The sequence below is a fragment of the Streptomyces atratus genome (assembly GCF_900119365.1).
Lineage (GTDB): Bacteria > Actinomycetota > Actinomycetes > Streptomycetales > Streptomycetaceae > Streptomyces > Streptomyces atratus_B.
Genome location: NZ_FPJO01000010.1, coordinates 233,449 through 257,877, shown reverse-complemented (window position 1 = coordinate 257,877; position 24,429 = coordinate 233,449). Strand labels below are relative to the sequence as shown.

General features: G+C 72.5%; 22 protein-coding genes and 2 pseudogenes. 14 read left to right on the top strand and 10 right to left on the bottom strand.

From position 1 onward, the window contains the following. Window positions 1-392: 392 nt before the first annotated feature. On the bottom strand, window positions 393-956 hold the full coding sequence (locus tag BT364_RS19520) for a hypothetical protein (protein ID WP_256260067.1): 564 nt from the start codon (window positions 954-956) through the stop codon (window positions 393-395). A 288-nt stretch (window positions 957-1,244) separates the two neighbouring features. Between BT364_RS19520 and BT364_RS19515 the strand changes: the two are divergent. Next, a pseudogene (locus BT364_RS19515) lies at window positions 1,245-1,627 on the top strand (aldo/keto reductase); the annotation flags it as partial. Between the two features lie 17 nt (window positions 1,628-1,644). On the opposite strand, the gene BT364_RS19510 reads toward BT364_RS19515, so the two are convergent. The 3 genes from BT364_RS19510 to BT364_RS19500 all read right to left on the bottom strand — a co-directional run bounded on the left by BT364_RS19510 (window position 1,645) and on the right by BT364_RS19500 (window position 4,024). After that, complete coding sequence (locus BT364_RS19510) at window positions 1,645-2,880, bottom strand: serine/threonine-protein kinase (RefSeq protein WP_256260078.1); 1,236 nt, start codon at window positions 2,878-2,880, stop codon at window positions 1,645-1,647. Window positions 2,881-3,108: 228 nt separating this feature from the next. After that, a complete protein-coding gene (locus BT364_RS42285) occupies window positions 3,109-3,513 on the bottom strand; it encodes a hypothetical protein (RefSeq protein WP_218172447.1) in 405 nt (134 codons plus the stop codon). A gap of 25 nt (window positions 3,514-3,538) precedes the next feature. Beyond that, on the bottom strand, window positions 3,539-4,024 hold the full coding sequence (locus tag BT364_RS19500) for an Lrp/AsnC family transcriptional regulator (RefSeq protein ID WP_072486456.1): 486 nt from the start codon (window positions 4,022-4,024) through the stop codon (window positions 3,539-3,541). Between the two features lie 230 nt (window positions 4,025-4,254). On the opposite strand from BT364_RS19500, the gene BT364_RS19495 reads away from it, so the two are divergent. The 7 genes from BT364_RS19495 (at window position 4,255) to BT364_RS19465 (ending at window position 12,786) form a co-directional block, all read left to right on the top strand. Then, window positions 4,255-5,232 carry an alpha/beta hydrolase gene (locus tag BT364_RS19495; RefSeq protein ID WP_072486455.1) on the top strand — a complete coding sequence of 326 codons (978 nt, stop codon included), beginning with the start codon at window positions 4,255-4,257 and terminating at the stop codon, window positions 5,230-5,232. Further along, window positions 5,225-6,391, top strand: coding sequence for an acyltransferase family protein (locus tag BT364_RS19490; RefSeq protein WP_072486454.1), 1,167 nt, complete (start codon window positions 5,225-5,227; stop codon window positions 6,389-6,391). Before BT364_RS19495 ends, BT364_RS19490 begins: the two co-directional genes overlap by 8 nt. A 25-nt stretch (window positions 6,392-6,416) precedes the next feature. Then, the gene (locus BT364_RS19485; RefSeq protein WP_072486491.1) at window positions 6,417-7,742 is read left to right on the top strand and encodes a sensor histidine kinase; all 1,326 of its coding nucleotides are present in this window, start codon (window positions 6,417-6,419) and stop codon (window positions 7,740-7,742) included. Continuing rightward, window positions 7,739-8,410: a response regulator gene (locus BT364_RS19480; protein ID WP_072486453.1), complete on the top strand. Its 672-nt coding sequence runs from the start codon at window positions 7,739-7,741 to the stop codon at window positions 8,408-8,410. Before BT364_RS19485 ends, BT364_RS19480 begins: the two co-directional genes overlap by 4 nt. Window positions 8,411-8,652: 242 nt before the next feature. Then, window positions 8,653-9,807 carry a glycosyltransferase family 4 protein gene (locus BT364_RS19475; RefSeq protein ID WP_072486452.1) on the top strand — a complete coding sequence of 385 codons (1,155 nt, stop codon included), beginning with the start codon at window positions 8,653-8,655 and terminating at the stop codon, window positions 9,805-9,807. A gap of 251 nt (window positions 9,808-10,058) precedes the next feature. Next, window positions 10,059-11,564 carry an FUSC family protein gene (locus BT364_RS19470; RefSeq protein WP_072486451.1) on the top strand — a complete coding sequence of 502 codons (1,506 nt, stop codon included), beginning with the start codon at window positions 10,059-10,061 and terminating at the stop codon, window positions 11,562-11,564. Window positions 11,565-11,718: 154 nt separating this feature from the next. Then, a complete protein-coding gene (locus tag BT364_RS19465) occupies window positions 11,719-12,786 on the top strand; it encodes a lactonase family protein (RefSeq protein WP_072486490.1) in 1,068 nt (355 codons plus the stop codon). Between the two features lie 99 nt (window positions 12,787-12,885). Here the strand turns inward: BT364_RS19465 and BT364_RS19460 are convergent, their stop codons facing one another. Next, window positions 12,886-13,809 (bottom strand): sirohydrochlorin chelatase, encoded by a 924-nt coding sequence (locus BT364_RS19460; RefSeq protein WP_079179538.1) that lies wholly within the window; start codon window positions 13,807-13,809, stop codon window positions 12,886-12,888. Between the two features lie 119 nt (window positions 13,810-13,928). Further along, window positions 13,929-15,005 (bottom strand): N-acetylglucosamine kinase, encoded by a 1,077-nt coding sequence (locus BT364_RS19455; RefSeq protein WP_079179537.1) that lies wholly within the window; start codon window positions 15,003-15,005, stop codon window positions 13,929-13,931. 124 nt (window positions 15,006-15,129) lie between these two features. Here BT364_RS19455 and BT364_RS19450 point away from each other — a divergent pair, with 124 nt between their 5' ends. Beyond that, a complete protein-coding gene (locus BT364_RS19450) occupies window positions 15,130-15,807 on the top strand; it encodes a uracil-DNA glycosylase (protein WP_072486448.1) in 678 nt (225 codons plus the stop codon). Window positions 15,808-15,913: 106 nt separating this feature from the next. On the opposite strand, the gene BT364_RS19445 is transcribed toward BT364_RS19450, so the two are convergent. Together BT364_RS19445 and BT364_RS19440 are read right to left on the bottom strand one after the other, a co-directional pair. Next, window positions 15,914-18,733, bottom strand: a complete 2,820-nt coding sequence (locus BT364_RS19445; protein WP_079179536.1) for an alpha/beta hydrolase — start codon at window positions 18,731-18,733, stop codon at window positions 15,914-15,916. A gap of 194 nt (window positions 18,734-18,927) precedes the next feature. Next, a complete protein-coding gene (locus BT364_RS19440) occupies window positions 18,928-20,016 on the bottom strand; it encodes a WD40/YVTN/BNR-like repeat-containing protein (protein ID WP_072486446.1) in 1,089 nt (362 codons plus the stop codon). Between the two features lie 215 nt (window positions 20,017-20,231). Between BT364_RS19440 and BT364_RS19435 the strand changes: the two genes are divergently transcribed. Further along, a complete protein-coding gene (locus BT364_RS19435; RefSeq protein ID WP_072486445.1) occupies window positions 20,232-20,948 on the top strand; it encodes a cupin domain-containing protein in 717 nt (238 codons plus the stop codon). On the opposite strand, the gene BT364_RS19430 is transcribed toward BT364_RS19435, so the two are convergent. After that, on the bottom strand, window positions 20,936-21,472 hold the full coding sequence (locus tag BT364_RS19430) for a GNAT family N-acetyltransferase (protein ID WP_072486444.1): 537 nt from the start codon (window positions 21,470-21,472) through the stop codon (window positions 20,936-20,938). The two genes, BT364_RS19435 and BT364_RS19430, sit on opposite strands and share 13 nt — an antisense overlap. A gap of 282 nt (window positions 21,473-21,754) precedes the next feature. Between BT364_RS19430 and BT364_RS19425 the strand changes: the two genes are divergently transcribed. Together BT364_RS19425 and BT364_RS19420 are read left to right on the top strand one after the other, a co-directional pair. Beyond that, complete coding sequence (locus tag BT364_RS19425) at window positions 21,755-22,144, top strand: hypothetical protein (protein ID WP_072486443.1); 390 nt, start codon at window positions 21,755-21,757, stop codon at window positions 22,142-22,144. A 132-nt stretch (window positions 22,145-22,276) separates the two neighbouring features. Then, window positions 22,277-23,374: an NADH:flavin oxidoreductase/NADH oxidase gene (locus BT364_RS19420; RefSeq protein ID WP_072486442.1), complete on the top strand. Its 1,098-nt coding sequence runs from the start codon at window positions 22,277-22,279 to the stop codon at window positions 23,372-23,374. A 112-nt stretch (window positions 23,375-23,486) separates the two neighbouring features. Here the strand turns inward: BT364_RS19420 and BT364_RS19415 are convergent, their stop codons facing one another. After that, window positions 23,487-23,726 (bottom strand): hypothetical protein, encoded by a 240-nt coding sequence (locus BT364_RS19415; RefSeq protein ID WP_177328172.1) that lies wholly within the window; start codon window positions 23,724-23,726, stop codon window positions 23,487-23,489. Here BT364_RS19415 and BT364_RS42280 point away from each other — a divergent pair. Both BT364_RS42280 and BT364_RS19410 read left to right on the top strand, forming a co-directional pair. Then, window positions 23,716-23,838: pseudogene (locus BT364_RS42280) on the top strand (ABC transporter permease); the annotation flags it as partial. The gene BT364_RS19415 and the pseudogene BT364_RS42280 sit on opposite strands and share 11 nt — an antisense overlap. 150 nt (window positions 23,839-23,988) lie before the next feature. After that, complete coding sequence (locus tag BT364_RS19410; protein ID WP_072486441.1) at window positions 23,989-24,405, top strand: acyl-CoA thioesterase; 417 nt, start codon at window positions 23,989-23,991, stop codon at window positions 24,403-24,405. Window positions 24,406-24,429 lie beyond the last annotated feature (24 nt).

Genomic DNA, 24,429 nt, shown 5'->3' with positions numbered 1-24,429 from the left:
ATGATCTCTCTGCGTGAGGTGTAGGCCTGGTACTCCTCTTGCCAAGTGATGTCCGCAGTCGTCGCGTAGTCGTCGGTGACGAACCAGACCAGCGGCTTGTCGCCACCGGTCGAGGAGTTGACCGCCTTGAACCCGTAGAGGTAGAAACCCTCATCGACCAACCTGTTGGTGGTGTCGTCACTGCGCTCGATGACACGGTGTCAAACGAAAACGATGAGGATGAATTGGCGGCGCCCGAGTCGCGTGCAGGCGCACGGCCCCCTTGTATTTCCCTGGTAGTGATTCCTCGTGCGCCGGAGCCGCCGGTGCCGTGAGGGAGGGCGCGGGCCCATTCAGGGTGCGTCAGCCGTATCCGGGTCATGCCCCCGCAACGGCGCCACTGTGCGGGGTGGTTACTCCAGTCCGGAGATCGTGAACACCGTGCGCGCGTGCCTGCGGTCGATGCGGTCGGCCAGCTGCCGCAGTGCAGTCACCCCGCACCGCAGCGTCCCGCGCTCCACGCAGCCGCGGGCATCCTCGTTCAGCCGGTGCCACAGTGCCGGGTTCGCGAGGAACACCGCCGGGTCGACCTCGACCCGGCGGCCGTCGGCGTCAAGGAGCACCATGCGCTGGGCCACGCCGTCCGACCAGCGCACCGAGACGAGCCGGTCGGTGCGCACGGTCCGCTCGCGCAACAGGCCCCGGGAAGAGAGCCATCCGGCACCCGCGCGGACCCGTGGCGGCACCAGGACCGCACACAACAGGGCGGCCAGTCCGGTCCACAGCAGGACGCGCGGCCAGCCGAGACGGCCGGCCGCCGTGTCGACGGCCAGCAGCAGCCCGAGGAGCGCCACGGAGCAGTGGATCGCGAACCGCAGATCGGCGGTCCAGCCCTGGTCGTGAGCTGTCGTGCCGGGAAGAGGCGGACACGGGCCGATGCGGTGGCCGGGGGTGCTGCGGGTGATGTGGCGTCGCATGGCAGTGACACTATGCGTGACCGCCGGTCCCGCCGGTGTCTGTTGACGAAGCGCTGACGCCGGGGCGAAGGGTCCTGACGGTTGCTTGACACGCGGATCGCTGACCGGTGCGGGATTGTACAGGACAGATGGCTGCCAGTACCCTGCAAGGATGGCAAAGTTTGACGAGAAGACAGATATCACAAGTAGCTTATCGGTAGAAGGGATTGATTGCAAGTCTGCTTCGCGGGTGGAGCTCTTCCGTCCCGACGGAGCCCACTGCGCGATACGGACGGAAAGGCTCGGATCATGACCACGCAGACCCTTGCGGCAGCGGCGGCGGGCACCTGGCGGCTCGACGGCCTCACCGTCAACCGCTCGGATTCGGCGCCATGCGCCTGACGCAGACGGGTGCGGTGTTCGACGACGGAGCGGCCCCGAGCGACCGCGGCCGGGCCCTCGCCGTGTTGCGCCGCGCTGTGGAGCTCGGCGTCAACCACATCGACACGGCGGCCTTCTACTTCTCGTCGCTGCGCTCCGCGAACGAGCTGATCAACCGGGCACTGGGGCCCTACCCGGACGACCTGGTCATCGCCACCAAGGTCGGCCCCGGCCGGGACGCGTCCGGGGACTGGCTGCCCTGGTCCCGGCCCGAACAACTGCGGGGACAGGTCGAGGAGAATCTCCGTCAGCCGGCCGGCTGACGGGGTCAGTCCTCCTCGTCGCCCTCCTCGTCCTGCGCCTGCCGGGCCGGCTGCTCCGGCGCGGCCGAGGGGGCGGCCGACTGCGGCCCGGTGGATGCGGTCGGCTCCGAGTCCGGGGTGTCGGTAGAGCCGGAATCCGGCGAGAACAGGGTCATCCCCAGGTACACGGCCGCGATGAAGGCGACCGTACCGGCGATGGCGCTCGCCACCCTGGGCCGGCGCCTGATCGCCTCCCGGGCGCCGGTACGCCGCCGGGCGGGGGCGGACCGGTCCGCCGGACGGCGTCTGCGGCCACCGGACTGCGGCAGCCGGTACGTCGTCACGCCCGCGCTCTGCTCGGTGGAGCCGGGCGCCGGGGCGGCGCCGTACGGGGGAGCGGCTGCCGGGGTGCGCGGCATGCCCGTCCCCGCCGGTGCGGGAGCGTGCGGTGCACCGTTCGCCGGGGGTGGAGCCGGGGCGTACAGCGGCAGGGGCTCCGGCTGCCCGCGCCAGGCATCGCTCTGGAACCACTCGGCGACCTGCTGGGCGCCGGGCCGGTCCTCGGGCTGCTTCGCGAGCATCCCCAGCAGATAGGAGTCGAAGGCCGGGGACACGTCGACGCCCCGCTGTCTGAGCGGCACGGGCGCCGTATCGACATGTTGATAGAGCGTGGCGGTCGCCGTGTCCGAGCGGAACGGCGGGTCTCCCAGCAGGAGTTGGTAGATGACGCAGCCGAGGGAGTACATGTCGGAGGCCGCACCGGCGGTACGGCCCAGGGCGCGCTCCGGGGCGAGATAGAGACTGGTGCCGACGATCTGTCCGGTGGTGGTCAGCGCGGCGGACGGGTCGTCGACGAACTGGGCGATGCCGAAGTCGCCGATCTTGACGGACCCCTCGGCGTCCAGCATCAGGTTCCCGGGCTTGATGTCACGGTGCACGATGCCTTGGCGGTGGGCGGCGGCGAGTCCCGCGGCCGCCTGCCCGGCGATCCGGGCGACCTGTTCGGCGCCGAGCCGCTCCTCGGCGGTGAGGAGAGCGCCCAGGCTCCTGCCCTCGACCAGCTCCATCACGAGGTAGAAGCGGTCCTCCCAGGCCCCGAAGTCGAACACGGCCACCAGATGAGGGTGGCTCAGGCGGGCCGCAGTCTGCGCCTCCAGCCGGAACCGGGCGGTGGCCGACTCGTCCGCGTGGCCGCCCAGCAGCAGCTTCACGGCGACCGCTCTGCCGAGCACTTCGTCCGCGGCACGCCACACCTCACCCATGCCGCCGCGGCCGATGGGGGATATCAACCGGTACCGACCAGCTACCAGCACCTGTGCACCAATCTCGAATTGTGGGCCGCTTCTGCTGCCACGGGCGGCGACCCGACCGGGATCGGGGCGAGGTGGGGGGCGCGCGGCAAGATCAGGATATCGGGCCGCCGGACCTCGCGGCTCCGGGCTCCGGCGGACGGCCGCCGACCGCGTGGTTCCCGTGCGGCCGCGGCCTTCTCACCAGGTGTCGACGAACGGGCGTCGACCGCCGGGCGGTGCGGTGTCCTCCGGTGCCCAGCCGTCCGGCGCGGCGAGGATCCAGGCACACGAGTCCGCCGGGTCGATCACCGCGTCGATCTCCAGCGCCGCCGCGGCGTTGACCGCCTTGCCGTGCTCGTACAACTCGGCCACCCGCTCCTGGAAGACCCGCTCGCGCTCACCGGGATCCTCGATCGCCGCCACTTCCTTGAACAGCCAGTCCTGCGCGGCCTGCGTGGTGAACTCGCGGATCGCCGGCGGCCGTCGCGGGCACCTGGGAAATCGCGGCGCAGCGCATGCCCGCCGCATGCGCGGCTCGCCGTCCGCCGGCGTGGCGTCGAGACCGAAGACGACGACCGTCAGGGGGAGATGCGGAGAACTCATGGCGCCGAGCATGCCAAGCCGCTGATCACTTCCGGCCGCCCGCCGCCGTACGGCCCACCGATTCGACCAGCGGCAAAAGCCGGTGCGGCACCCGTTCCCGCAGCGCCACCTCGGTGCGTGTCCTGACCACTCCGGGCAGTTGGATCAGCCGCTGGATCACATCCTCCAGGTGCCCGTTGTCGCGGGCCACCACCCGCGCCAGCAGATCCCCGCCGCCCGTGGTCGAGAAGGCCTCGACGATCTCCGGCACCTCGGCGAGCGCCTCGCCGACCTCGTCGAGATGCCCCTGGGTGACCTCCAGATGGACAAAGGCCAGCACCGGGTGGCCCAGCGCCGCGGGGGACAGCACCGGCCCGGTCCCGGTGATCACACCGTCCCGCTCCAGCCGGTCGATCCGGGCCTGGAGAGTGCCCCGGGCGACGGAGAGGATGCGCGCGTACTCACGGACGCTGGTACGCGGCTGCTCGATGAGCAGCCGGAGGATACGGGTGTCGAGGGCGTCCACCGCCATGGTCCGCTGGCCTCTTCCTGGTACGACGATCCGGGCTGCGACTGTACCAACGGCACAGCCGAGGCCCGTTCGGAGCGAGCCGGCCCGGTACTGGCCGCGTGTCATACCCGTAGTCCTTGAGAGCTACGAAAAAGGTTCGCACCCCGGTGGGACGCCGACTACGGGACCCCGTCCATACCTTCTGTACCCGAAGCACCGAAGCCATCAGGTACGGAAGGAACAACCCCACCATGCCGTCCCATCCGCGCAGATCCCGCCTGCGCCGCGGCCTGCTCGCCGCGCTGGTGGCCGCCTCGGTGGCCGTTCCGCTCTCGGGCGCGGCGGGCCCCGCGGCCGTACCCGCGCCGGCTCCGGCCGTCCGGGGCCCACTGCGTACCGCCGCACCGGAGGCACTCGCCGAGCGGTACGCCGCTACGCGGGCCGACATCGGGGCGGCCGAGCGGGCGGCGGCCCGTCACGGTGACCACAAACGGGCTGCCGCGCTGCACACGATGGCCGGCCCGGCCCGCAGTTTCCTCTCCTTCGACGGCCGCGACGGCGGCCGTGGCGTCGAGGTCGTCGGCGATCTGTCCCACGCGGAACGGATCGCCGTACTGGTCCCCGGCGCGGGCATCGGCATCGACCACTACTGGCGCCTGCGCAACGGTGCTCTCGCCCTGCGCAAGGAACTGGGGGAGCGGTCCGCGGTGATCGCCTGGCTCGGATACCGGACGCCGGCGACGGTCAGCCCGGCCTCCCTCACCTCGGGGCGCGCCACCGAGGCGGCCCCCGAACTGGTGCGATTCATGAGGGAGTTGAGGCAGATCAAGCCTGCGGCCCGCACCACCGTCCTCTGTCACTCCTACGGTTCCGTCGTCTGCGCACGCGCCGCGCACGGATTACGGGTCGCCGACATCGTGCTGTACGGCAGCCCGGGCACCGGTTACCGAAACGCCACCGCCCTGCGCACCAAGGCCACCGTCTGGGCCGGCCGGGGCGGCGACGACTGGATCGCGGACGTACCGCACGTCGAGCTCCGACTGCCCTTCGTGGACATCGGGTTCGGAACGGACCCGGTCTCGCCCGGGTTCGGAGCCGAAATCTTCGCGGCGGGCTCCGGCGGCCACAGCGACTACCTGAAGACCGGCTCCGAACCGCTGAGGAACATCGCCCGGATCGTGGCCGGCGCGGCCGGATCCGCCAAGACCCCGGGAGAGCGCCATGCGTGACTTCGCCCGGCGGATCGAATCCGCCACCCCCGCCGACCGCGACCGTGCCGTCGACGCACTGCGCGCCATCGCCATCCTCGGCGTCGTCCTCGGCCACTGGCTGGTGACCGCGCTGGTCGTCGACAGCGGCACCGTGCACGGCGCGAGCCCGCTCCGGTACCTGCCCGGACTCACCCCGGTCTCCTGGCTGTTCCAGACCCTCGCGGTCTTCTTCCTGGTCGGCGGACTGGTCGGTGCGAGAAGTCATGCCGCCGCCCGCGCCCGGGGCGAGGGCTACGGCCGGTGGCTCCGTGCGCGGATGGGCCGGCTGCTGCGTCCGATGGCCGTGGTGCCGGTCGTATGGTCCGTGGCGGCGTGCGCGATGCTCTTCGCCGGGGTGGACCAGGACACCGTGCGCGCACTGTGCAAGCTGGTGTGGTCCCCGCTCTGGTTCATCGTGGTCTTCGCTGCGCTGACGGCGGCGACCCCGCTGGTGGCGAGGCTCCATCCGCTGTGGCCGTTCGCCGTCGTCATGGTCGTCGACCTCTACCGCTTCGGCCTGGACGCGCCCGGCGGATTCGCCTCGGTCAACGTGGCGGCCGGCTGGCTCGTGCCGTACTGCCTGGGCGCGGCCTGGGCCCGGGGCGAACTGCTCGGCCGCCGCACCGGCTGGACGCTGCTGCTCGGCGGAGCCGCGGCCACCGCCGCACTGGTCCGGTGGGGCGGCTACCCCGCGAGCATGGTAGGAGTGCCTGGTGTGGAGATCTCCAATCTCGACCCGCCGACCCTCGCCGTGGTCACCTTCGGCCTCGCGCAGTGCGGGGCGGCGCTGCTGCTGCTCGGCCCGCTGCGCCGGATGCTGAGGCGCCCCGCTCTGTGGGCGGCGGTGGCGACGGTGAACCTCTCGGCGATGACGGTGTTCCTGTGGCACCAGACCGCGATGATCGCGGTCACCGCGACCGGCCTGTCGGCGGGCGGGGTGCTGCCGGGCCTGCACACCCTGCCCGACGGACCCGGCTGGGTACTTGCCCGGCTGGCCTGGCTGCCGGTGTTCGCCGTGGCGCTGCTGATCTGCTGGCTGGCGTTCCGCGGTTACGAACGGCAGCTGCCGACGCGGACGAAGAAGCTGGTAGTCCGCGAGGGGCGCCCCGCCGGATCGATGGCGGCACGACGTGTCTAAGGTGCGAGCTGTGAACCGGGGGGACATGGTGAAGCGTTCGGCGCGGGTACTGCGGGCACTGCCCCGTACCCTGCGTGAGGACCTCGCGACCACGGCGGTCGACCCGAACGGGCAGTCGGGGAAACCGCGTTGGCTGGAGTGGCGGCCGGTGATCATGGTGCCGCTGGTGATGGTCGTGGTGGGGGTGCTCGTCGCGGGCAGCAACCAGTACGCCTTCGACTTCGGGATGGGCATTCAGCTCGGCGTCCTGTTCGCCGGGGTCCAGTCGGTGGCGATCGTCATTGCCCTGTACCGCCCGCTCCAGGCCTGGTGGGCGTCGATGCTCGTCATGGTGCTGCTCACCCCGTTCGCCGCCAACGTCGGCCTCGGGACGCGGGTCCCGTGGAGCGGCGCGTTCCCCTGGAGCGGGGCCGGGATCGCGATGCAGGCCGGGGTGCTGTTCCTGCTCGCGCTGCGGCTGCGCCCCCGGATCGCCGCCGAGACCCTGACCATCACCGTGCTGGCGGGGCTCCTGTGCGGAGCGAGCACCCCCTGGCGCAGCGCCAACGACATCCGCCTCGCCATCGGCGTCCTCGTCATCGCGGTGGTGATGGGCATCGCGCTGCGCGGGCTCGCGGTGGCCCGTACCCGGCTGGTCGAGCAGGAGGAGCTCACCGCCGAGGAGCGTGCCAGACGCACCCTGCTGGAGGAGCGCAACCGCATCGCACGCGAGCTGCACGACGTGGTCGCGCACCACATGTCGGTCATCTCCATCCAGGCGCAGGTCGTCCCGCACCTGGTCGAGAACCCGTCCGACGAGCTGAGGGAGAACGTCGAGGGCATCCGCAGGAACGCGGTCGACGCGCTCACCGAACTGCGCCGGGTGCTCGGCGTACTGCGCTCCGAGGACCCCCTGCCGCAGGCCGCGCGGCACGCCCCGCAGCCCACCCTCGAACGGCTGGACGAGCTGATCGGCAACGCGCGCGGCGCCGGGCTCACGGTCACCGCCGAGACCACCGGGGAGCCGCGTCCGCTGTCGCCGGGCGTCGAGTTGTCGGCGTTCCGCATCGTCCAGGAGGCGCTCAGCAACGCGATGCGGCACGCACCGGGCGCGCGGGTGCGGGTGGAGATCCGTCACCAGGAGTCCGGGGTCACCGCCAGGATCACCAACACCGCGCCGGACCGGGCCGCTTCGCCCACCCCGGGCGAGGGCCACGGCCTGCTCGGCATGCGCGAGCGCACCACGATGCTGGGAGGCGAACTCGCCACCGGAGCGACTCCCGACGGCGGGTACGAAGTCACTGCGATACTGCCCGCACTGCCCCCCGCGGAGCCGACCGGTCCCGCCGAGCCTGCCGAGGACATCCGATGACGGCCATCCGCGTTCTGATCGCCGACGACCAGATGATGGTCCGGCAGGGCCTCACGGTGCTGCTGAACGCCGAAACAGGCATCGAGGTCGTCGGCCAGGCGGTGGACGGCGCCGACGCCGTGGAGAAGGTGGCCGAACTCGACCCGGACGTCGTCCTGATGGACATCCGCATGCCCCGGCTCGGCGGCATCGAGGCGACCCGCACCGTCACCGGGGCCGAGGGCGCCACCGTCAGGGTGCTCGTCCTGACCACCTTCGATCTCGACGAGTACGTCTACGAGGCGCTGCGCGCGGGCGCGTCCGGGTTCCTCCTGAAAGACGCCTCGGCCGAAGAACTCGCCCATGCGGTACGGGTGGTGGCGGAGGGCGAGGCCCTGCTCGCCCCGAACATCACCAAGCGGCTGATCGCCGAGTTCGCCCGGGTGAGTGCCGCTCCGCGCGCCCAGCTGAAGGCCCGCACAGGCGAACTGACGGAACGTGAGACCGAGGTGCTGGCCCTGATCGCGCAGGGCCTGTCCAACACCGAGATCGCCGAGCGTCTCGTGGTCGCCGAACAGACCGTGAAGTCCCACGTGGGGCGGATCCTGTCCAAGCTGGGACTGCGCGACCGCACCCAGGCCGCGGTCCACGCCTACGAGACGGGCCTGGTCCGCCCGACCGGCTACTGATCCGGCCCCGTCACCCGCGCGACACCGGGTCCGCACCCGCGTAACACCCCGTCCGCACCCGCCATTGGCTCCCGCACGACCGGAAACGGCGGGAGCGGTGCGGCTCCGACACGTACAGAACCGACACACCGACCGGACGGCCCAGGCCCGCTCGGCGAGCCGCCATGCCCGCGACCGGGCATCCGGCTGCCTTCTCCCGGCGGTCCGGCCGATTCCGACCAACCGAAGGAACCGAACAGTCCATGGGCTCCACCCTTGTCATCACCAATGACTTCCCACCCCGTCAGGGCGGCATCGAGACCTTTGTGCACGCGATGGCCACCCGGGTACCGGACGACGACGTGGTCGTCTACACCTCGCACGAACCCGGTGACACCGCCTACGACGCGGGCCTGCCGTTCCCCGTCGTACGGGATCCGAGCCGCATGCTGCTGCCGACCGGCCGGGTGACCCGCAGGGCCGTCGAGATCGCCCGGGCCCACGGCTGCGACCGGGTCTGGTTCGGCGCCGCCGCACCGCTGGCCCTGATGGCGCCGGCCCTGCGCCGCGGTGGCGTACGGCGCATCGTGGCGACCACTCACGGCCACGAGATCTGGTGGGCGAGAACGCCCGGCGCGCGCGGGCTCATGCGCCGGATAGGCGGCGGTGTCGACGTGGTCACCTATCTGGGCCAGTACACCCGCGCCCGGATCGAGCCCGCACTGGGCCCGCGGGCGCGCATGAGCCGACTCGTTCCCGGGGTCGACCCGGAGGTGTACCGGCCGCGCGCCGACGCCGGACCCGATCCGCGCACCGCACTCGGGCTGGACGGCAAGCGCGTCATCCTCTGCGTGGCCAGGCTCGTCCCCCGCAAGGGCCAGGACACCCTCATCCGGGCCCTGCCGCTGATCCGGGACAAGGTGCCCGACGCCGTGCTCGTGGTGGTCGGCCAGGGGCCCGACGAGGCCCGGCTGCGCAAGCTGGCGGCGCGGCACGGGGAGGGGGCCGTCCGCTTCGCGGGCGGCGTCTCGCACACCGACACACCGCCCTACTACGCCGCGGCGGACGTCTTCGCGATGCCGTGCCGCACCCGGCGGGCGGGGCTGGAGGCGGAGGGGCTCGGGATCGTGTTCCTGGAGGCGGCGGCGAGCGGTCTGCCGGTGGTCGTCGGCGACTCGGGCGGCGCTCCGGACACCGTCCTCGACGGCAGGACCGGCCGGGTCGTGGACGGCACCGACCCCGCCGCCGTCGCCGGGGCGCTGACCGGGATTCTCCTCGACCCCGACCGGGCCGCGATGGGCGCCGCGGGCCGTGAGTGGGTCCGGGAGTCCTGGTCCTGGGACGCCTCGGCCCGTCATCTGACCCGGCTTCTTACCCCCGTCGAGCAGCAGGGGGTACCCCTGTCGGGAGAGGAGTAGGCAGCCGCCGCGGGGCGGTGCGGCCCACCGGCCACGGCCGGTGGGCCGCCGGTCCGTTGGCCTACTCATGGCGCAGAAAACCCGACGGTTGCTGTGCCAATGGCTCAGTGATCTCTGTCCGGGTTGAGCCATGGGCCGCAAGGATGTTGTGATGTACCCGTCGATGGCGCTGCGGATCTCCGCGGCGCCTTTTTCATGCCGGTGTACGGAGCCGGTGTACAGGGCCGGTGCGCGGAAGCGGGAGCAAGTTGGTGCTGAAGAGGATGTTCGTTGCCCCGGACCCGGGCCGGACGAGGCTGCGCAGCAGTGTCCGGGCCGTCCTCGGTATCGGACTGGCCGTGGCGGTGTGCGGTCTGGCCGGACACTCCCTCGTCGCGGCCGTCACCGGCGGCCTCGCCGCGCTGCTGGCCCTGTTCACGGTGCTGGACACCACCGTGCGGGGGCAGGTGGTCACCACGGCCCTGCTGCCCGTCGCCGGCTTTCCCGTGCTGGCCCTCGCGGCTGGGCTGCACGACTACCCGGTGGCCCGGGACGTGGCCTTCCTCGCGGTCATCGGCGCGGGCGTGTACGCCCGGCGATGGGGGCCGCGCGGCCACTCGCTCGGCGTGTTCGCGTTCATGGCCTTCTTCACCACGCAGTTCCTCCACACCCTGCCCGGCCAATTGCCCGAGCTGTACTCGGCGGTCGCGCTCTCCCTGCTCGTCTCGTCGACCGTCCGCTTCGGGCTGTGGTGCTACGAGCGGCGGCAGCCCGCCCCCGTCGTCCCCGCCCCCGTGACCGGCACGGGGCTGGGCCGGGCGACCACGCGCCAGGCGATCCAGGCCACCGCGGGCGCCGCCTTCGCACTGATGGCCGGACTCGTCCTCTCCGAGGAACGCTGGTACTGGGCCGTGGGCGCCACATGGTGGGTCTTCGTGAACACCGCCTCGCGCGGCGAGACGCTGGTGCGCGGCTTCCGCAGAGTGCTGGGAACACTGGTCGGCATACCCATCGGCCTGGCCGTCGTCGTACCGCTGCACGGTGCGCCCGTGCCCACCGCGGTCGTGGTCGCGGCCGGCGTCTTCGGGATCTTCTACACCGCCGCGGTCTCCTACACCTGGATGGTGTTCTCGGTGACGGTGATGGCCGGGGCGCTCTACGGACTCCTCGGCGTGCTGGACCCCGCCCTGCTGGTGCTGCGTCTGACGGAGACCGGCGCGGGCGCGCTCGGCGCGATGCTCGCGGTGCTGCTCGTGCTGCCGGTCACCACACACGCCACGACCGACGCGTGGATCCAGCGGGCCCTGCGCTGTGTGCACGCCTGCACCGCGGAAGCCGCCGCCCGGCTCTCGGGATCGCCGACCGCCGATCCCGCACCCCGGATCGCCGAGCTGGAGGCACTGCTCGGCCGGGTGCGGATGTCGCTGGCCCCGCTGGTGCACCCGCTCAGCCCGCTGCGCGCCCGCAAGGCCCGTGCCGGTCAGGTCCTCGCCCTGCTGGACGACTGCGCACGCGAGGTGCGCGGACTGGCCTCCGTCGCGGCGGACCCGGAGGCATCCCACGACGCCCGCCTCGCCGCCGCCTGCTGGCGGGTCGAGGCATCCGTGGAGGCTCTGACGGCCCCCGACCCGCGGCACCGGGCGGGCGTACCGGACGTCCCGCCGCACACGGCCGCGGCCGAGCCCGCGCTCGCCCATCTGCACGGCCTGGAACGGGCGCTGGCCGGACTCGCCGCACCGCTGCGCAGCGACCCGCGAGCTCCGCTGATCGGCGTGTGAATCGCCCTCGGACACGTTCTCGTGGGCGCCGCCGGCAGCCGGGGCACTGGTCTGGACCTGACGGGTGACTGCTACCGTCGCCGAGGAAGATCACGACGGCACGGACCGTCGTGATCAGTCGGCGGAGAGGGGAAACGCGGTGACCGGCAGTGCGGTGGGCAGCGACAACGGCGCGGTACGGGCATTCATCGGGTCGTTCACCTCGGCGGGCGGACGGGGAATCACCGTCGCCGCCGTGGACGACGGGACCGGGGCGCTGACCGTCCTCGGCGCCACGGACACGGTCCCCGACCCCTCGTATCTCGCCCTGGGCCACGGACCGGGGCCGGGTGGCGGCGCTCTCTACGCGGTCAGCGAGACCGAGCACGGCGCGGCAGCCGCCCTGGACATCACCGGCGACGTGCCGCGGCCCATCGACGGGATCAGGCCGGTGGACGGCGGCGGCCCCACCCATCTCGCGCTCGCCGGCGGTCATCTGCTCACCGCCAACTACGACGCGGGCAGCGTCAGCGTCCTGCCCGTACGGCCGGACGGTTCCCTCGGCCCGGTCGCCTCCGTGCTCCAGCACGAGGGCAGCGGTCCGAACGCCGACCGGCAGCGGGCCCCGCACGCCCACCAGGTGCTGCCCGACCCGTCGGGGAACTGGGTGCTCAGCGTGGACCTCGGGACCGACTCCATACGGATCTGCGCACTCGGCACCACGACCGGGATGCTGCGGCTGCACGGCGAGACGGCACTGCGGCCGGGCACGGGCCCGCGCCATCTGGCCTTCCACCCCGCCGGCGGCCACGCCTACGTCCTGAACGAACTCGAACCGACCGTCACCGCATGCAGGTGGAACGCCGCCGCGGGCGTCCTGGAGCCGATCGGGGAGACGTCCGTGCTGCCGGCGGGAGCGGAGGACGACGACGCGGCGACCTACCCCTCCGAGGTCGTCGTCTCGCACGACGGACGGTTCCTCTGGACCGCCAACCGGGGGCACGACAGCATCTCGGTTCTCGCACTCGACGCGACCGGCGAGAAGCCGGCACTGGTCACGACCGTGGACTGCGGCGGGCACTGGCCGCGCGATCTCGCACTCGACCCCACCGGCCGACGGCTGTACGCGGCCAACGAGCGGTCCGGCGACGTCACCTGGTTCGACATCGACCCGGAGAGCGGCATTCCGAGCCGCGCGGGCTCGCTCGACGCCCCTGCCGCATCCTGCGTGATCTTCGCCTGACGTCGTGCCGCGCACAGCACGAACGCCGGACGGGCCCGGTTCTCCGGGCTCGTCCGGCGTTCGTGGACCGGCGGTCCGCCGGGCGCACCCGGCGACGCGTCAGTGCGCCTGGGCGCCCTGCGGCGCGACCGGCGTGATGCCGAGCGTCGTCATGTACATCGACAGCACGAGCTTGCCGATCGCCGGGTACGCGCCGAGCGGCTCGGCCGTCGCGCAGCCCGCCTCCTTCGCGGCGGCGTCCAGCAGCCCCTCGGCCACCTCCGGGCCGACGAGGTACGGAGCCACCGCGAGCTGCGCCGAGCCGGAGTCGGTGAGCTGCTCGGCGATCGACGCGACGGAACCCTCGACGTCGAGCGCCGCGGCCATCACCGGAACCGCGAGCCGGGCGGCCAGCAGCATGCCGGTGATCCCGGCCGCCTGCACCGCCTCGTCGCCGCCCACCGTGGCCAGCACGATGCCGTCGGCGGCCGTGGCCACCGTGAAGAGCCTGGCCCGGTCGGCGCGGGCCAGACCGGCCTCGGAGAGCCGCACGTGCAGCGCCTCGGCGAGCAGCGGGTGCGGGCCGAGCACATCGGTCAGCTCGACCTGCGTACCGCTGTCCATCACGGCCTGCCGTATCCGCCGGATCAGGGCGCTGTCCGGCCCCGCGAGCAGCGGCACGACGACGGCGGACGGCCCCTCGGGCTCGGCGACCTCACGGCCCGCGGCCTGCGCCTGCTCGAAGCGCGCGACGCGCTCGGCGGCGCAGTGGGACAGGACGGCGGAGAGCGTGGGGTACTCGGCGTCGTCACCGTCGAGGTAGCCGATCCGGGCATTGAGGCCGGGCAGCTCGGAACGGGCGATGCTGATCACCTCTTCGGCCAGACTGCGGGTGGCCGGAGAGGGGGTACCGGGAACGGCGAGAACGAGCGCGGCAGCGCCCTCGGGTGCGACCACGGGCTCCGGGCGGCGGTGCCGTCCGGACTGGCGAGGTCGCGGCATTCGTACAGGCAGGCCGGAAGCGGGCCCAGTGGGGGTGCTCATGGCGCCGCATGCTACTGGTTTTGGGTGCGGCTCTGTTCGGGGAGGGCCCGGACAGGCGTTATCTGTCCGCTTTTATCCGATGGGCGGCTTACTGGTCGACTGTCCTGCTCTGTCGGCGTCTACTCGGGCTTCTGCCCAGGCCCTTCCTCAAGGACCCGGAGCAGCGTCGGGTGGCGGGGCAGCCGCAGATCCCCGGTCGCCAGCGCCTGGGCGATGGACAGTGCACCGGTCAATGGATCACCCGAACCGGGGACCGCCCGTGCCTGCGGGACCTGCCGGGACAACTCCTCGCGCAAGGGCGCGAGCAGCGGCTCGCCCATCCGGAACAGGCCACCCGTCAGTGCCACTTCGCACGGCTCGCCATCGGCGCCCGCCTCCGGGCACACCGCCGCGGCCGCCTCCGCGATGTGTTCCGCGGCCTCGCGCAGAATCCCCGCGGCGACCGGATCGTGGCCGCCGCACGCGGCGACCTCGGGTGCGAACGAGGCCAGTACGGCAGGCCGGTCGGTACGCGGATACAGCAGCCCGGGCAGCTCCGGCGCCGGCCCGAACACTGCCTCCAGCCGGGACAGCAGAGCGTCGGACCCGCCGCGCCGGCCGTCATGGGCACGCATCGCGGCGTCCAGACCGGCCCGGCCGATCCAGGCCCCGCCGCCGCTGTCGCCCAGCAGATGACCCCAGCCGTCGGCCCGTCGCCAGTCCGTCAGATCCGTACCCAGCGCGATCATGCCCGTGCCCGCCGCGACGACCGCCCCCGGGCGCTGACCGACCGCCCCGGCGTACGCGGTCACCGCATCGGCGGCCAGCGCCAGCCGCCGCACCCCGAGCGCGTCCTCCAGGGCCGACGGGAGCTCCGCGCGCAACTGTCCGCCGAGCGTCGCCATGCCGGCGGCGCCGATCGCCACGGCGTCGATCACGGAACCGTCCCGGCCGCCGCACCGCTCCAGCAGCCGGCGGACGGCGGGCAGCAGCTGTTCCAGCAGGTGGCCCGCGTCGATCCCGGCCGGTCCGGTGCGCACCGGGCGGGCGCAGACCGTCGTCGCCACCGGGCCGGACGCGCCGACGGCGCCCAGCGCCACGCGCAGCCCCGAACCCCCCGAGTCCACGCCGAGCACAAACGGCCCCGATGCGGCCGCCGTCCCGTCCGCGCGCACGCCGGCGGCAGGGCTTTCCGGTGATCGCCGCGGTGCGCTCATGGGCCGACTCCAGGAAGGAAGGGGAAGGACGGCGGCAGCCTATCCCCAGTACCGCGAGCCCGGGCCGGGGGAGTACGAGTTCGAGGTCGGAGGCGGTTCGTGTACGCCGGTAGAGTGACGTTCCGTGGCACCACGACCGTTGAATGAAGTAGTCGAGCCCGGCTGGGCCGAGGCACTCGCCCCCGTCGCCGGACGCATCGCAGCGATGGGCGATTTCCTGCGCGCGGAGGTGGCGGCGGGACGCACCTATCTGCCGGCCGGGGCGAACGTGCTGCGCGCGTTCCAGCAGCCCTTCGACGAGGTACGCGTCCTGATCGTCGGTCAGGACCCCTACCCGACACCCGGAATGGCGATGGGGCTGAGCTTCTCCGTGGCCCCCGAGGTGCCTCAGGTTCCCGGCAGCCTGGAGAACATCTTCCGGGAAATGCACACGGACCTGGGGCTTCCGCGTCCGTCGAACGGCGACCTGACGCCCTGGACGCGGCAGGGCGTACTGCTGCTGAACAGGGCACTCACCACAGCGCCCCGCAAACCCGGCGCGCACCGCGGCAAGGGCTGGGAGGAAGTGACCGAACAGGCCATCCGGGCCCTGGCCGCACGCGGCAAGCCGCTGGTGTCCGTGCTGTGGGGGCGCGACGCCCGCAACCTGCGGCCGTTCCTCGACGGCTTCCCGGCGATCGAGTCCGCGCACCCCTCGCCCATGTCGGCGGACCGGGGCTTCTTCGGCTCGCGCCCGTTCAGCCGCACCAATGAACTCCTGCTGCGCCAGGGGGCCCAGGAAGTCGACTGGCGGCTGCCCTAGGGTCAGCGGTCCGGGCATCACACACTTTCGTCGATTCCCGAGTGGCACCGGCTCCTGCACGGGGCCGGTGCCACGTTCACGGACGGCGCGCCGTGTGTGTCCCGGGTCAGGACGCGTCGCGCACCGTGCCGGTGAACACCGGCCCCTCCTGCGGCTCCCAGGAGTCGTCGTAGGTGATCATCCGCAGCCGCAGGGATTCCTCCGGCTCCTTCAGCCCGTCGGCGACCGTGGGCACGGTCAACTCGGTACTCAGCTCACCGGCGGGCACGCTGACCGGCAGATACGGCATCTCCGCCACCTTGGACAGCGGCCGGGCCGGGCTCGGCGACTCGCCGAACGTGTCCCGCAGCCATGACCCGTCGACATCCAGGGTGGACAGCTCCGCCCCCTGTCCGACCGGCACGATGTCGAAACCGACGGAGCCCATGTCGACATCGGCGGTTTCGGAGAGCGAGATCCGCCAGCGCAGGCTCTGCCCCTCGGTGACCTGGTCCGCGACCGGCTTCACCTCGACCTCGGGCATCGGATCGTCGTTCTTCACGGTCAGCCCGCCGAGGTGGGAGCCGACGACCGCGCCGCGAACCGCCTTGACGAACACGCTGTGCGTGATGTCGTAGCCGAAGCGGGTGTTGCCCCGCACCTCGACCGGCACATCGAGGGCGTGGCTGCCCGGACGCACCGTCACCGTCCGGTAGTCGGGCCCGTCCTGGCCCGGCTCGGCGACGAAAAGCCGGACCCGGCCGCTGCTGTGTCCGGAGACCCGCACCGGGATGCGATAGCTACGGACCCCGGAGTCACCCTCCTCGACCGTCGGATGGCCGATGTCCACCCGTGGCAGCGAGGCCGCCCGGACCGCGGGCGTACCGGGGCGCCAGCCCCATGCGTCGACCAGCCAGGCCTGCCCCGACCTGCTGCGCGGAGTCAGTTCCAGGGTCTTCACGTGCTTCAGGTCCACCTTGTTCCGCACGGCGGCGGAGAGCGGCACCCGGATCTCGCGGCCCCAGTGGGACGCGGTCCGGTCGCTGCCCGGCAGTCCGTCGATCCGGGTCCCGCCGAGCGTCACCCGTCGGCCCCTGGTGTCGGTGAGTGCGACGTCCAGGCGGGTGCCGTCGGTGTTGGGCGGCACGATCACCCGGAGCGCCAGCGACTCGGAACCCGCCACGGAAACCGGACGGGCGGGGCTGATCCTCACCGGGGTGCCCGGCTTCGACCAGCGCATCGCGACCGCGTAACGGCCGGGCTCCCGCGCGGTGTCCCACATGGCGAAGTGCGGGGAGACGGCGCTCCCTTCGGGCGGCAGACAGGCACGGCCCGGATCGGGATCCACCTGTGCGCACACCCGGCCACCGCTCACGGCCATCGAGGTGTCCGGCAGGAACGCGGGCGTCCGCTTCCCGCCGACCGCGTGGCTGAGCACGCGCGCCGGGCCGGCCGAGGGCGCGCGCCGGTCCGAGCCGTCCAGCAGCGGCCGTACGCGGTCGTCACCCGCGACGAACAGCCGGGCCGCCGCCGCGATGTACGTGGCACCGGCGGCCTGCTGCCGGGCGGCGGTGAGCCGGGCCTTCTTGCCCGGCGTGCACACCGGGTCCGGGGTGTCGCCGGCCCAGAAGTCGTCTTCGGCGGGCGCCTTCGCCTGCCCCGGCGTCCACTCGCTGTTGAAGAAGTTGTGGTTGGCGCCGACCATGTAGACCGCGCTGTGCAGTGCGGCGCCCCGGCTGACGCCGCGGGTGCCGTCGACGTAGATCTGGCCCTGGAGGTCGGACACGTCGCCGTCGCAGCCCGGCAGGATGGTCATGGACGGCACATCGGGAACGGGGTTCTGCCCGAAGATCGTGGGACCGATCAGCACGGTGCCGCGTATCCGCCAGCGCACCGGGCCCCGGTAGCCGTCCTGGTCCGCGGGCGGCCGGTAGAGGCTGTCGAGCGCGGCCCGGTTGACGCCCTCTCCGCCCCGGGAGTGGCCTATGAGCAGCACCTTGGACATGTCGGCGGGCGGTGCGGCGCGCACGGCCGCGGGGGCCCCGGTCCGCTCCTGGGCCCAGTCCGCCCAATGGGCGAGGTGCAGCCGCACCAGGGACGAGCGGGCCTGGGCGCCGCCGTCGTCGACGATGTCGTCCTGCCCGTTTATCCCGTTGGCCGAGATGGACACCGTGACATAGCCCTGGGAGGCCAGGAGCTTCTGGTCGCGCAGATAGCCCCGATGGCTCGGCACCGGCTGCGTGCCCGCCTCGCAGGGCCAGGAGGTGCCCTGTTCGCCCTCGGCGTCGAAACACGTGTAGTGCCGGCCGTGCAGGAACAGCGCGAGCGGACGCCGTCCCGGCGCGCCGACCGGTGACACCACCGCGGCGCGCATCTCCACCGGAGCGGCGAAGCCGGGCATCCGCACCGACTTCAGGGCGTACTCACCGCTGACCGTCCGGTACTTGCCCGGTACGCCGGGGTCGACCGGGTTCGCCGGAAGGGGCGCCGCCGGCTGCGCCGCCTCGGTGGTCCTGCGGGCGTCCGGGGCCCGCCGCGCTCCGGACGCGTCGAGACGGCGACCGCCCGCCAGCACCTTGAGACCCGTCGCCGGTGCGATGCGCGCGCCGTCGAGTCTCAGTCGGAATGCCCGCCGGTCACGCGTGGCCACCGGCCGGCCCAGGAGCTTGTCCCCGGCGTAGAACTCGACCCGGGCATCACCCATGGGCACGGGGTCGGGCGAGGTCCAGACGAGTTGCTTCCCGGCTCCCGTACCGGTGATCCGCCAGCCCGCCGGGAGCCGGCCGTCCGGCTCTTGCCGCGGCGCGGAGGGCGCCGCGGAAGATATGGAATCGATGGAACGCTGTGTGTGAGCCGGTTGCGGCGATGCGCGCGCCGGCTCCGGCCATCCCACGGTCAGGGTGAGTACCGCCAGTGCGGCGGTAACCGTGCGCGAGACACGGATCAAGGTGGTCCTCCTGGTCATCGGCCTTCTCGAACTCCCCGGAGATCTCCGGGCCCCCACTCCCGGAGGACGGAGAGTGAAGCTCAGGGGTTGCCTCATGCCGCGTCAGATGACGCGGAACTGATGCTTCGGGGAGCCGAGTTGGTCCGATGGCCGACCGGAACACGCCAAGGCGGACCGCGGGCCGGTGATCGGGTTCAGGTGCCGATCACCGCCGCCCGCACACACAGGACGTCCGGCAGATGTGAGGCGAGCTGCTGCCAGCTGTCCCCGTCGTCCGCGCTTGCGTACACCTCGCCGTTGCGGTTGCCGAAGTAGACGCCTGCAGGGTCGGCGTCGTCCGTGCAGAGCGCGTCGCGCAGCACCGTGCCGTAGTGCGCCTCCTCGGGCAGGCCCGCCGACAGCGGCTCCCAGGTGCGGCCCGCGTCGCCGGTGCGGAACACCCGGCAGCGGTGCTCGGCGGGTACCCGGTCGGCGTCGGCGTTGATCGGGAAGATGTACGCGGTGTCCGCGCGGTGCGGGTGCGCGGCCGCGGCGAAACCGAAGTCCGACGGCAGGCCCTGCCCGATGTCGGTCCAGTTGTCCCCGGAGTCGTCGCTCCGGAACACTCCCCAGTGGTTCTGGAGATAGAGCCGGTCGGGATCGACCGCGTCCCTCGCCACCTTGTGGACGCACTGACCGAACTCCGGATCCGGGTCGGGGAGGAAGACCGCGGACACCCCCTTGTTCGACGGGGCCCAGCTCGCACCTCCGTCCTTCGTGCGGAACACCCCGGCCGTGGAGACCGCGACGGTCACGGCGCGGGCATCCCGCGGATCCGTCAGGATGGTGTGCAGCCCCTCACCGCCCCCGCCGGGCTCCCATCTCGAACGCGTCGGGTGCTCCCACAGCGGGCGGACCAGCTCGAAGGACTCCCCGCCGTCCTCGGAACGGAACAGTGCGGCGGGCTCGGTCCCCGCGTACACCACATCGGGCGCCTCGGGGCCGGCCGGATGCAGCTGCCAGACCCGCTCCAGCGAGGCCTTGGTGAACCGGGGGAACTTCACGGCCGGTTGTCGTGGCTCGACCCAGGTCCTGCCCAGGTCGTCCGAGCGGAAGACGGACGGGCCCCAGTGCGCGCTGTCACCGCCGACCAGGAGTCGTGGGACCTGCCTGCGGGTGTCGATGGCGACGGAATAGATCGCCTGGGCATTGAAATGCGGGCCGTCGAACTCCCACGCGCCACCGTGCCTGCGGCCGATGAAGAGTCCCTTGCGGGTGCCCACGGTGAGCAGTACGTCGGTCATGACCGGACCTCCCGAAACGCCGTTGTGTCGGATAAGGGCCAGTCTGCACCCGACCACTGACAGTGGCCCGCAAGGCAGCCGCCTGACACCCGGACCCTGTTGCATCGAAGCCGGCGGGGGTACGGTTCAGCAGGAGTAGAAAGCGCTTGCCGAAACTGATGGTCCCTCATGCGCACCACACGTGGGCCTCATGGCAGAGAGACCGAGGAGCAGCTGTGCCGACCTTCGAAGGGCTGCCCGGCGCCGTCGCCGTGTCCCACCTGCGGGTGTACGACTGGCCCACCGCGGACGGCCTGCGCGGGGGGACGCCCCATCTCCACCTCACCTGTTCCGAGGGGTACGTGGTGGTCGGGGGCACCGGCTCGGTGCAGACCCTCACCGCCTCGGGATTCCGTCAGACGCCGCTGGAGCCGGGCGCGTTGGTGTGGTTCACGCCGGGCACGATCCACCGGCTCGTCAACGGGGGCGGGCTGCGCATCGTCGTCCTCATGGAGAACAGCGGGCTGCCGGAGGCGGGCGACGCCGTGCTCACCCTGCCGCCGGACCGCCTGGCGGACCCCGATGCCTATCGGGCGGCGGTGGCCCTGCCCGCCGACGGCTCGGAGGCGGAGCAGGAACGGGCCGCCCGCGCCCGCCGCGATCTCGCCGTGGAGGGCTTTCTCGCCCTGCGCCGGGCCACCGAGGCGGGCGACCCCGAGCCGCTCGCCGCCTTCCACCGGGCCGCGGCCGCACTCGTACGCCCGAGGGCCGAGGACTGGCGCGAGCGCTGGCGGCGGGGGGCCGCCGCAGCGTCGGAGGTGACCGGCGAGCAGCTGGACGCCGTGGCACGCGGCGACGGCGGTTATCTCGCCGACGCCTGTGTCCACTCCGAACAGCCTTCCGCGTACGGGAAGTTCGGCATGTGCGGCCGCCTGGACGTCTACCGGGGCTGACCGGCTCCGGCGGCTTCGGACGCGAGGGAGCGGATCAGGACCCGGGTCGTGCCGCCGTCGTCCTCCGCGATGTCCCGGACGTGCCGGAAACCGATCCGCTCCAGCAGCACCAGGGACGCGGCGTTCTCGGCGGCCACCGTGGCATGCACCTCGGTGAGCCCGAGCCTGTCGAACCCGTACCCGGTCAGTGCCTGCGCGATCTCGGTGCCGAACCCCTGCCCCCACGCGGTGGCGGCCAGTGCGTAGACGATCTCGTGGCCGCCCGCTTCCGGGGACGGCTTGATCTCCGCATGGCCCACGAACCGGTCCTCGTGCCGGACCGCCCAGACGTCGAACAGGTCCTGTGCGTACACCTTGCTGAAGATCCGTCCGAACAGCGCGCGGTCCTCGGCCTCGGTCTGCGGTCCCTCCCCCATCCAGCGGGAGACCCGGGTGTCCTGGAACAGCGCGACGAAGTCCTCCTCGTCGGCGGGCGTGTACGGCACCAGGCGCAGTCGTGCGGTGCGCAGGGCAAGGGTCGTCATGGCCGACGACGTTACGCAGCGCCTCGGCCGGCCCGCAACGCAATACCCGTGCCCAGGTGGCGGCCACCTTCGAACGGCTGGCGCCCATGACTTCCTCGGTGTTCGAGACTGCCACGCCCGAGGCGTTCGCCCACCTCGACCGGGTCCTCCGGCACGTCGACGATCCCGCCCGAAGCGCTCCGCGCGCCGCGCCGTCGGCACCGGATACTTCACCGAGGAGTCGGCACGACGCCGGCCGCGAGTGTGCCGGGCGGACGAACCGGGCGAAGGGACGATGGAGCGATGACGAGCGGGATCGAGGACGCCCAGGGGTGCGGAGCGGGCCTGGAGGTGAACCCCGTCGGAGCGCGGGTCGGGATCAGGGCCACGGCGCCCTCGGGCGAGCTGTCGCTGATCTGCACCCCCGCCCGCGCCCGCGAGCTGGCGGCGGCGCTCGCCCTCGCGGCGGACGAGGCCGACAGTGCGGCGTCGGCGCAGCCCGTCACGGTCCGGGCGCGCGAGCTGCGTCGAGGGGACGTGCGGGACGGTGACCGGGCCATGACGGTGGACGACATCAGGGTCGACGGGGCGACCGCCCACGTCACCTGGAAGTCGGGTGCCGGCCGCAGCTGGACCCAGGGCTATGACGCGGAAGCCGAGATCACACTCCGGCGGCGCGGCGGGAGCCACTGACCGACCCCACTTGCCCCGCCGAAACCGTCCCGGCCCGAGCCTTGTACGGGAGACGTCGTAATTTGACGGGTGTCGTAGTACGGGATGTATCGTACTAGCGATTCTTCCGTACCCGTCGAAACGGAGTCCGACGTGAGTGCCCTCTTCGAGCCCTACACCCTGCGGTCGCTCGTCATTCCCAACCGGATCTGGATGGCGCCCATGTGCCAGTACAGCGCCGCACCGAACGGGCCGGACGCGGGTGTCGCGACCGACTGGCACTTCGCCCACCTCGCGGCGCGGGCCATAGGCGGAACCGGGCTCATCCTCACCGAGGCGACGGCCGTCAGCCCCGAGGGCCGGATCAGCCCCGGTGACCTCGGTATCTGGAACGACACCCAGGTCGCCGCGCTCCGCAGGATCACGCAGTTCATCAAGGGGCAGGGGTCCGTCCCCGGCATCCAGCTCGGGCACGCCGGGCGCAAGGCCTCCACGGCGGCCCCCTGGCTGGGCGGCCATCCGGTCGGGCCGGAGGCGCACGGCTGGACGCCCGTCGCCCCCAGTGCGCTGCCGTTCGACGACGGTCACCCCGTGCCGCACGAGCTGACCGCGGACGAGATCCAGGGCGTCGTCGACCGGTTCCGCGAGGCCGCGCGCCGAGCACTCGACGCGGGCTTCGAGGTGGTCGAGGTGCACGGCGCCCACGGCTACCTCATCGGACAGTTCCTCTCCCCGCACAGCAACCGGCGCACCGACGAGTACGGCGGCAGCTTCGAGAATCGCGTCCGCCTCGCCCTGCAGGTCGTCGACGCGGTGCGCGAGGTCTGGCCGCAGGAGCTGCCGGTCTTCTTCCGGATCTCCGCGACGGACTGGCTCACGGAGAACGACGAGGACGAGCGCGAGGGCTGGACCGTCGACGAGACCGTGCGGCTGGCCGCGCTGCTCCGGGCCCACGGGGTCGATCTGCTGGACGTCTCCAGCGGCGGAAACGCCCCGCGCGCCCGCGTCGAGACCGGGCCGGGGTATCAGGTCCCCTTCGCCGAGCGGGTCCGGGCCGAGACCTCGCTGCCCGTGGCGGCGGTAGGCCTGATCACCGAGCCGCAGCAGGCCGAGAAGATCCTCGCCGAGGGGCAGGCGGACGCCGTCCTCCTCGGGCGCGAGCTGCTGCGCAGCCCGTCGTGGGCGCAGGAGGCGGCCCGCGAGCTGGGTGGTGAACTCCGCAAGCCGGAACAGTATCTCCGCGCGGTCTGACCACTCGGACCACCACTCCTGCCGCACCGGCCCGGCCGGCCCCGCACGACGCGCAGCGTCACGGGCCCCGGGCCGGTGCGGTATGTCAGGTGCGGTATGTCCGCGCCGTGTTTCACCCGGGGGCGGGCGCGAGGCGGGCGCGGACGAAAGGGCCCGTCACGAGAACGAACAGGGTGAACGCGGCGAGGCGCAGCAAACCCGGCTGCGCGGACACGCCGATGTGCTGGATTCCGTACGCCGCATACCAGTTGGCCGCCAGATCGGTCGCCGTGATCGCGCACATGAGGTCCACCCCGGCCCGCCTCCCGCGGAGCAGGAGCAGGGCGGCCAGCGAGTCGAGGGCCGTCGTCATCGGCGGCACCCTCCTCGCCGGCGGCGCCGGGTCGATCAGCGGTCCCCTCTGGGGCGTACTGCTGCCGGCCGTCATCCAGAACCTCATCAACCAGATCGGCTCGCTGAACTCCCCGAGGACGTCGCCGTCGTCGGTTTCGACAACGTCGAGGAGAGACGTACACGCGCAGATCGCCCTTGCCGGGTGCGGCGACCCAATGAGGTGCGGCGCGGGCGGCGCGGACACGGGGAATGACGGAAGGCCCAACGGAGTTGGGGCGTTCATGACCTTCTTTGTTGACGTGACCGTCCGGGGCTACGAGCTCGACACACAGGGACATCTGAACCAGGCCGTCTATCTCCAGTACGCCGAGCACGCCCGCTGGGAGCTCCTGCGCGCCGCCGGCCTGCCGCAGGACAAGCTGCTGGCCAGCGGCGTCGGCCCGGTCGCACTGGAGACGACGGTGAAGTTCCTGCGGGAGCTCCGCGGCGGCGACCGGGTACGGGTGACCTGCCGGTTCGAATACGGCGAGGGGAAGACGTTCACGGTCGCGCAGCAGATCCTCAAGGAGGACGGCACCGTCGCGGCGGAGGTCACGGGCGTGGCGGGGATGCTCGACCTGACGGCCCGCAAGCTGGTCGCCGACCCGGCCGCCCATCTCGCCTCGCTCGCCGAGAACCCGGACCTGCTCCGCGGGTGACGGGAGGCCCGGTCGATTCTTCAG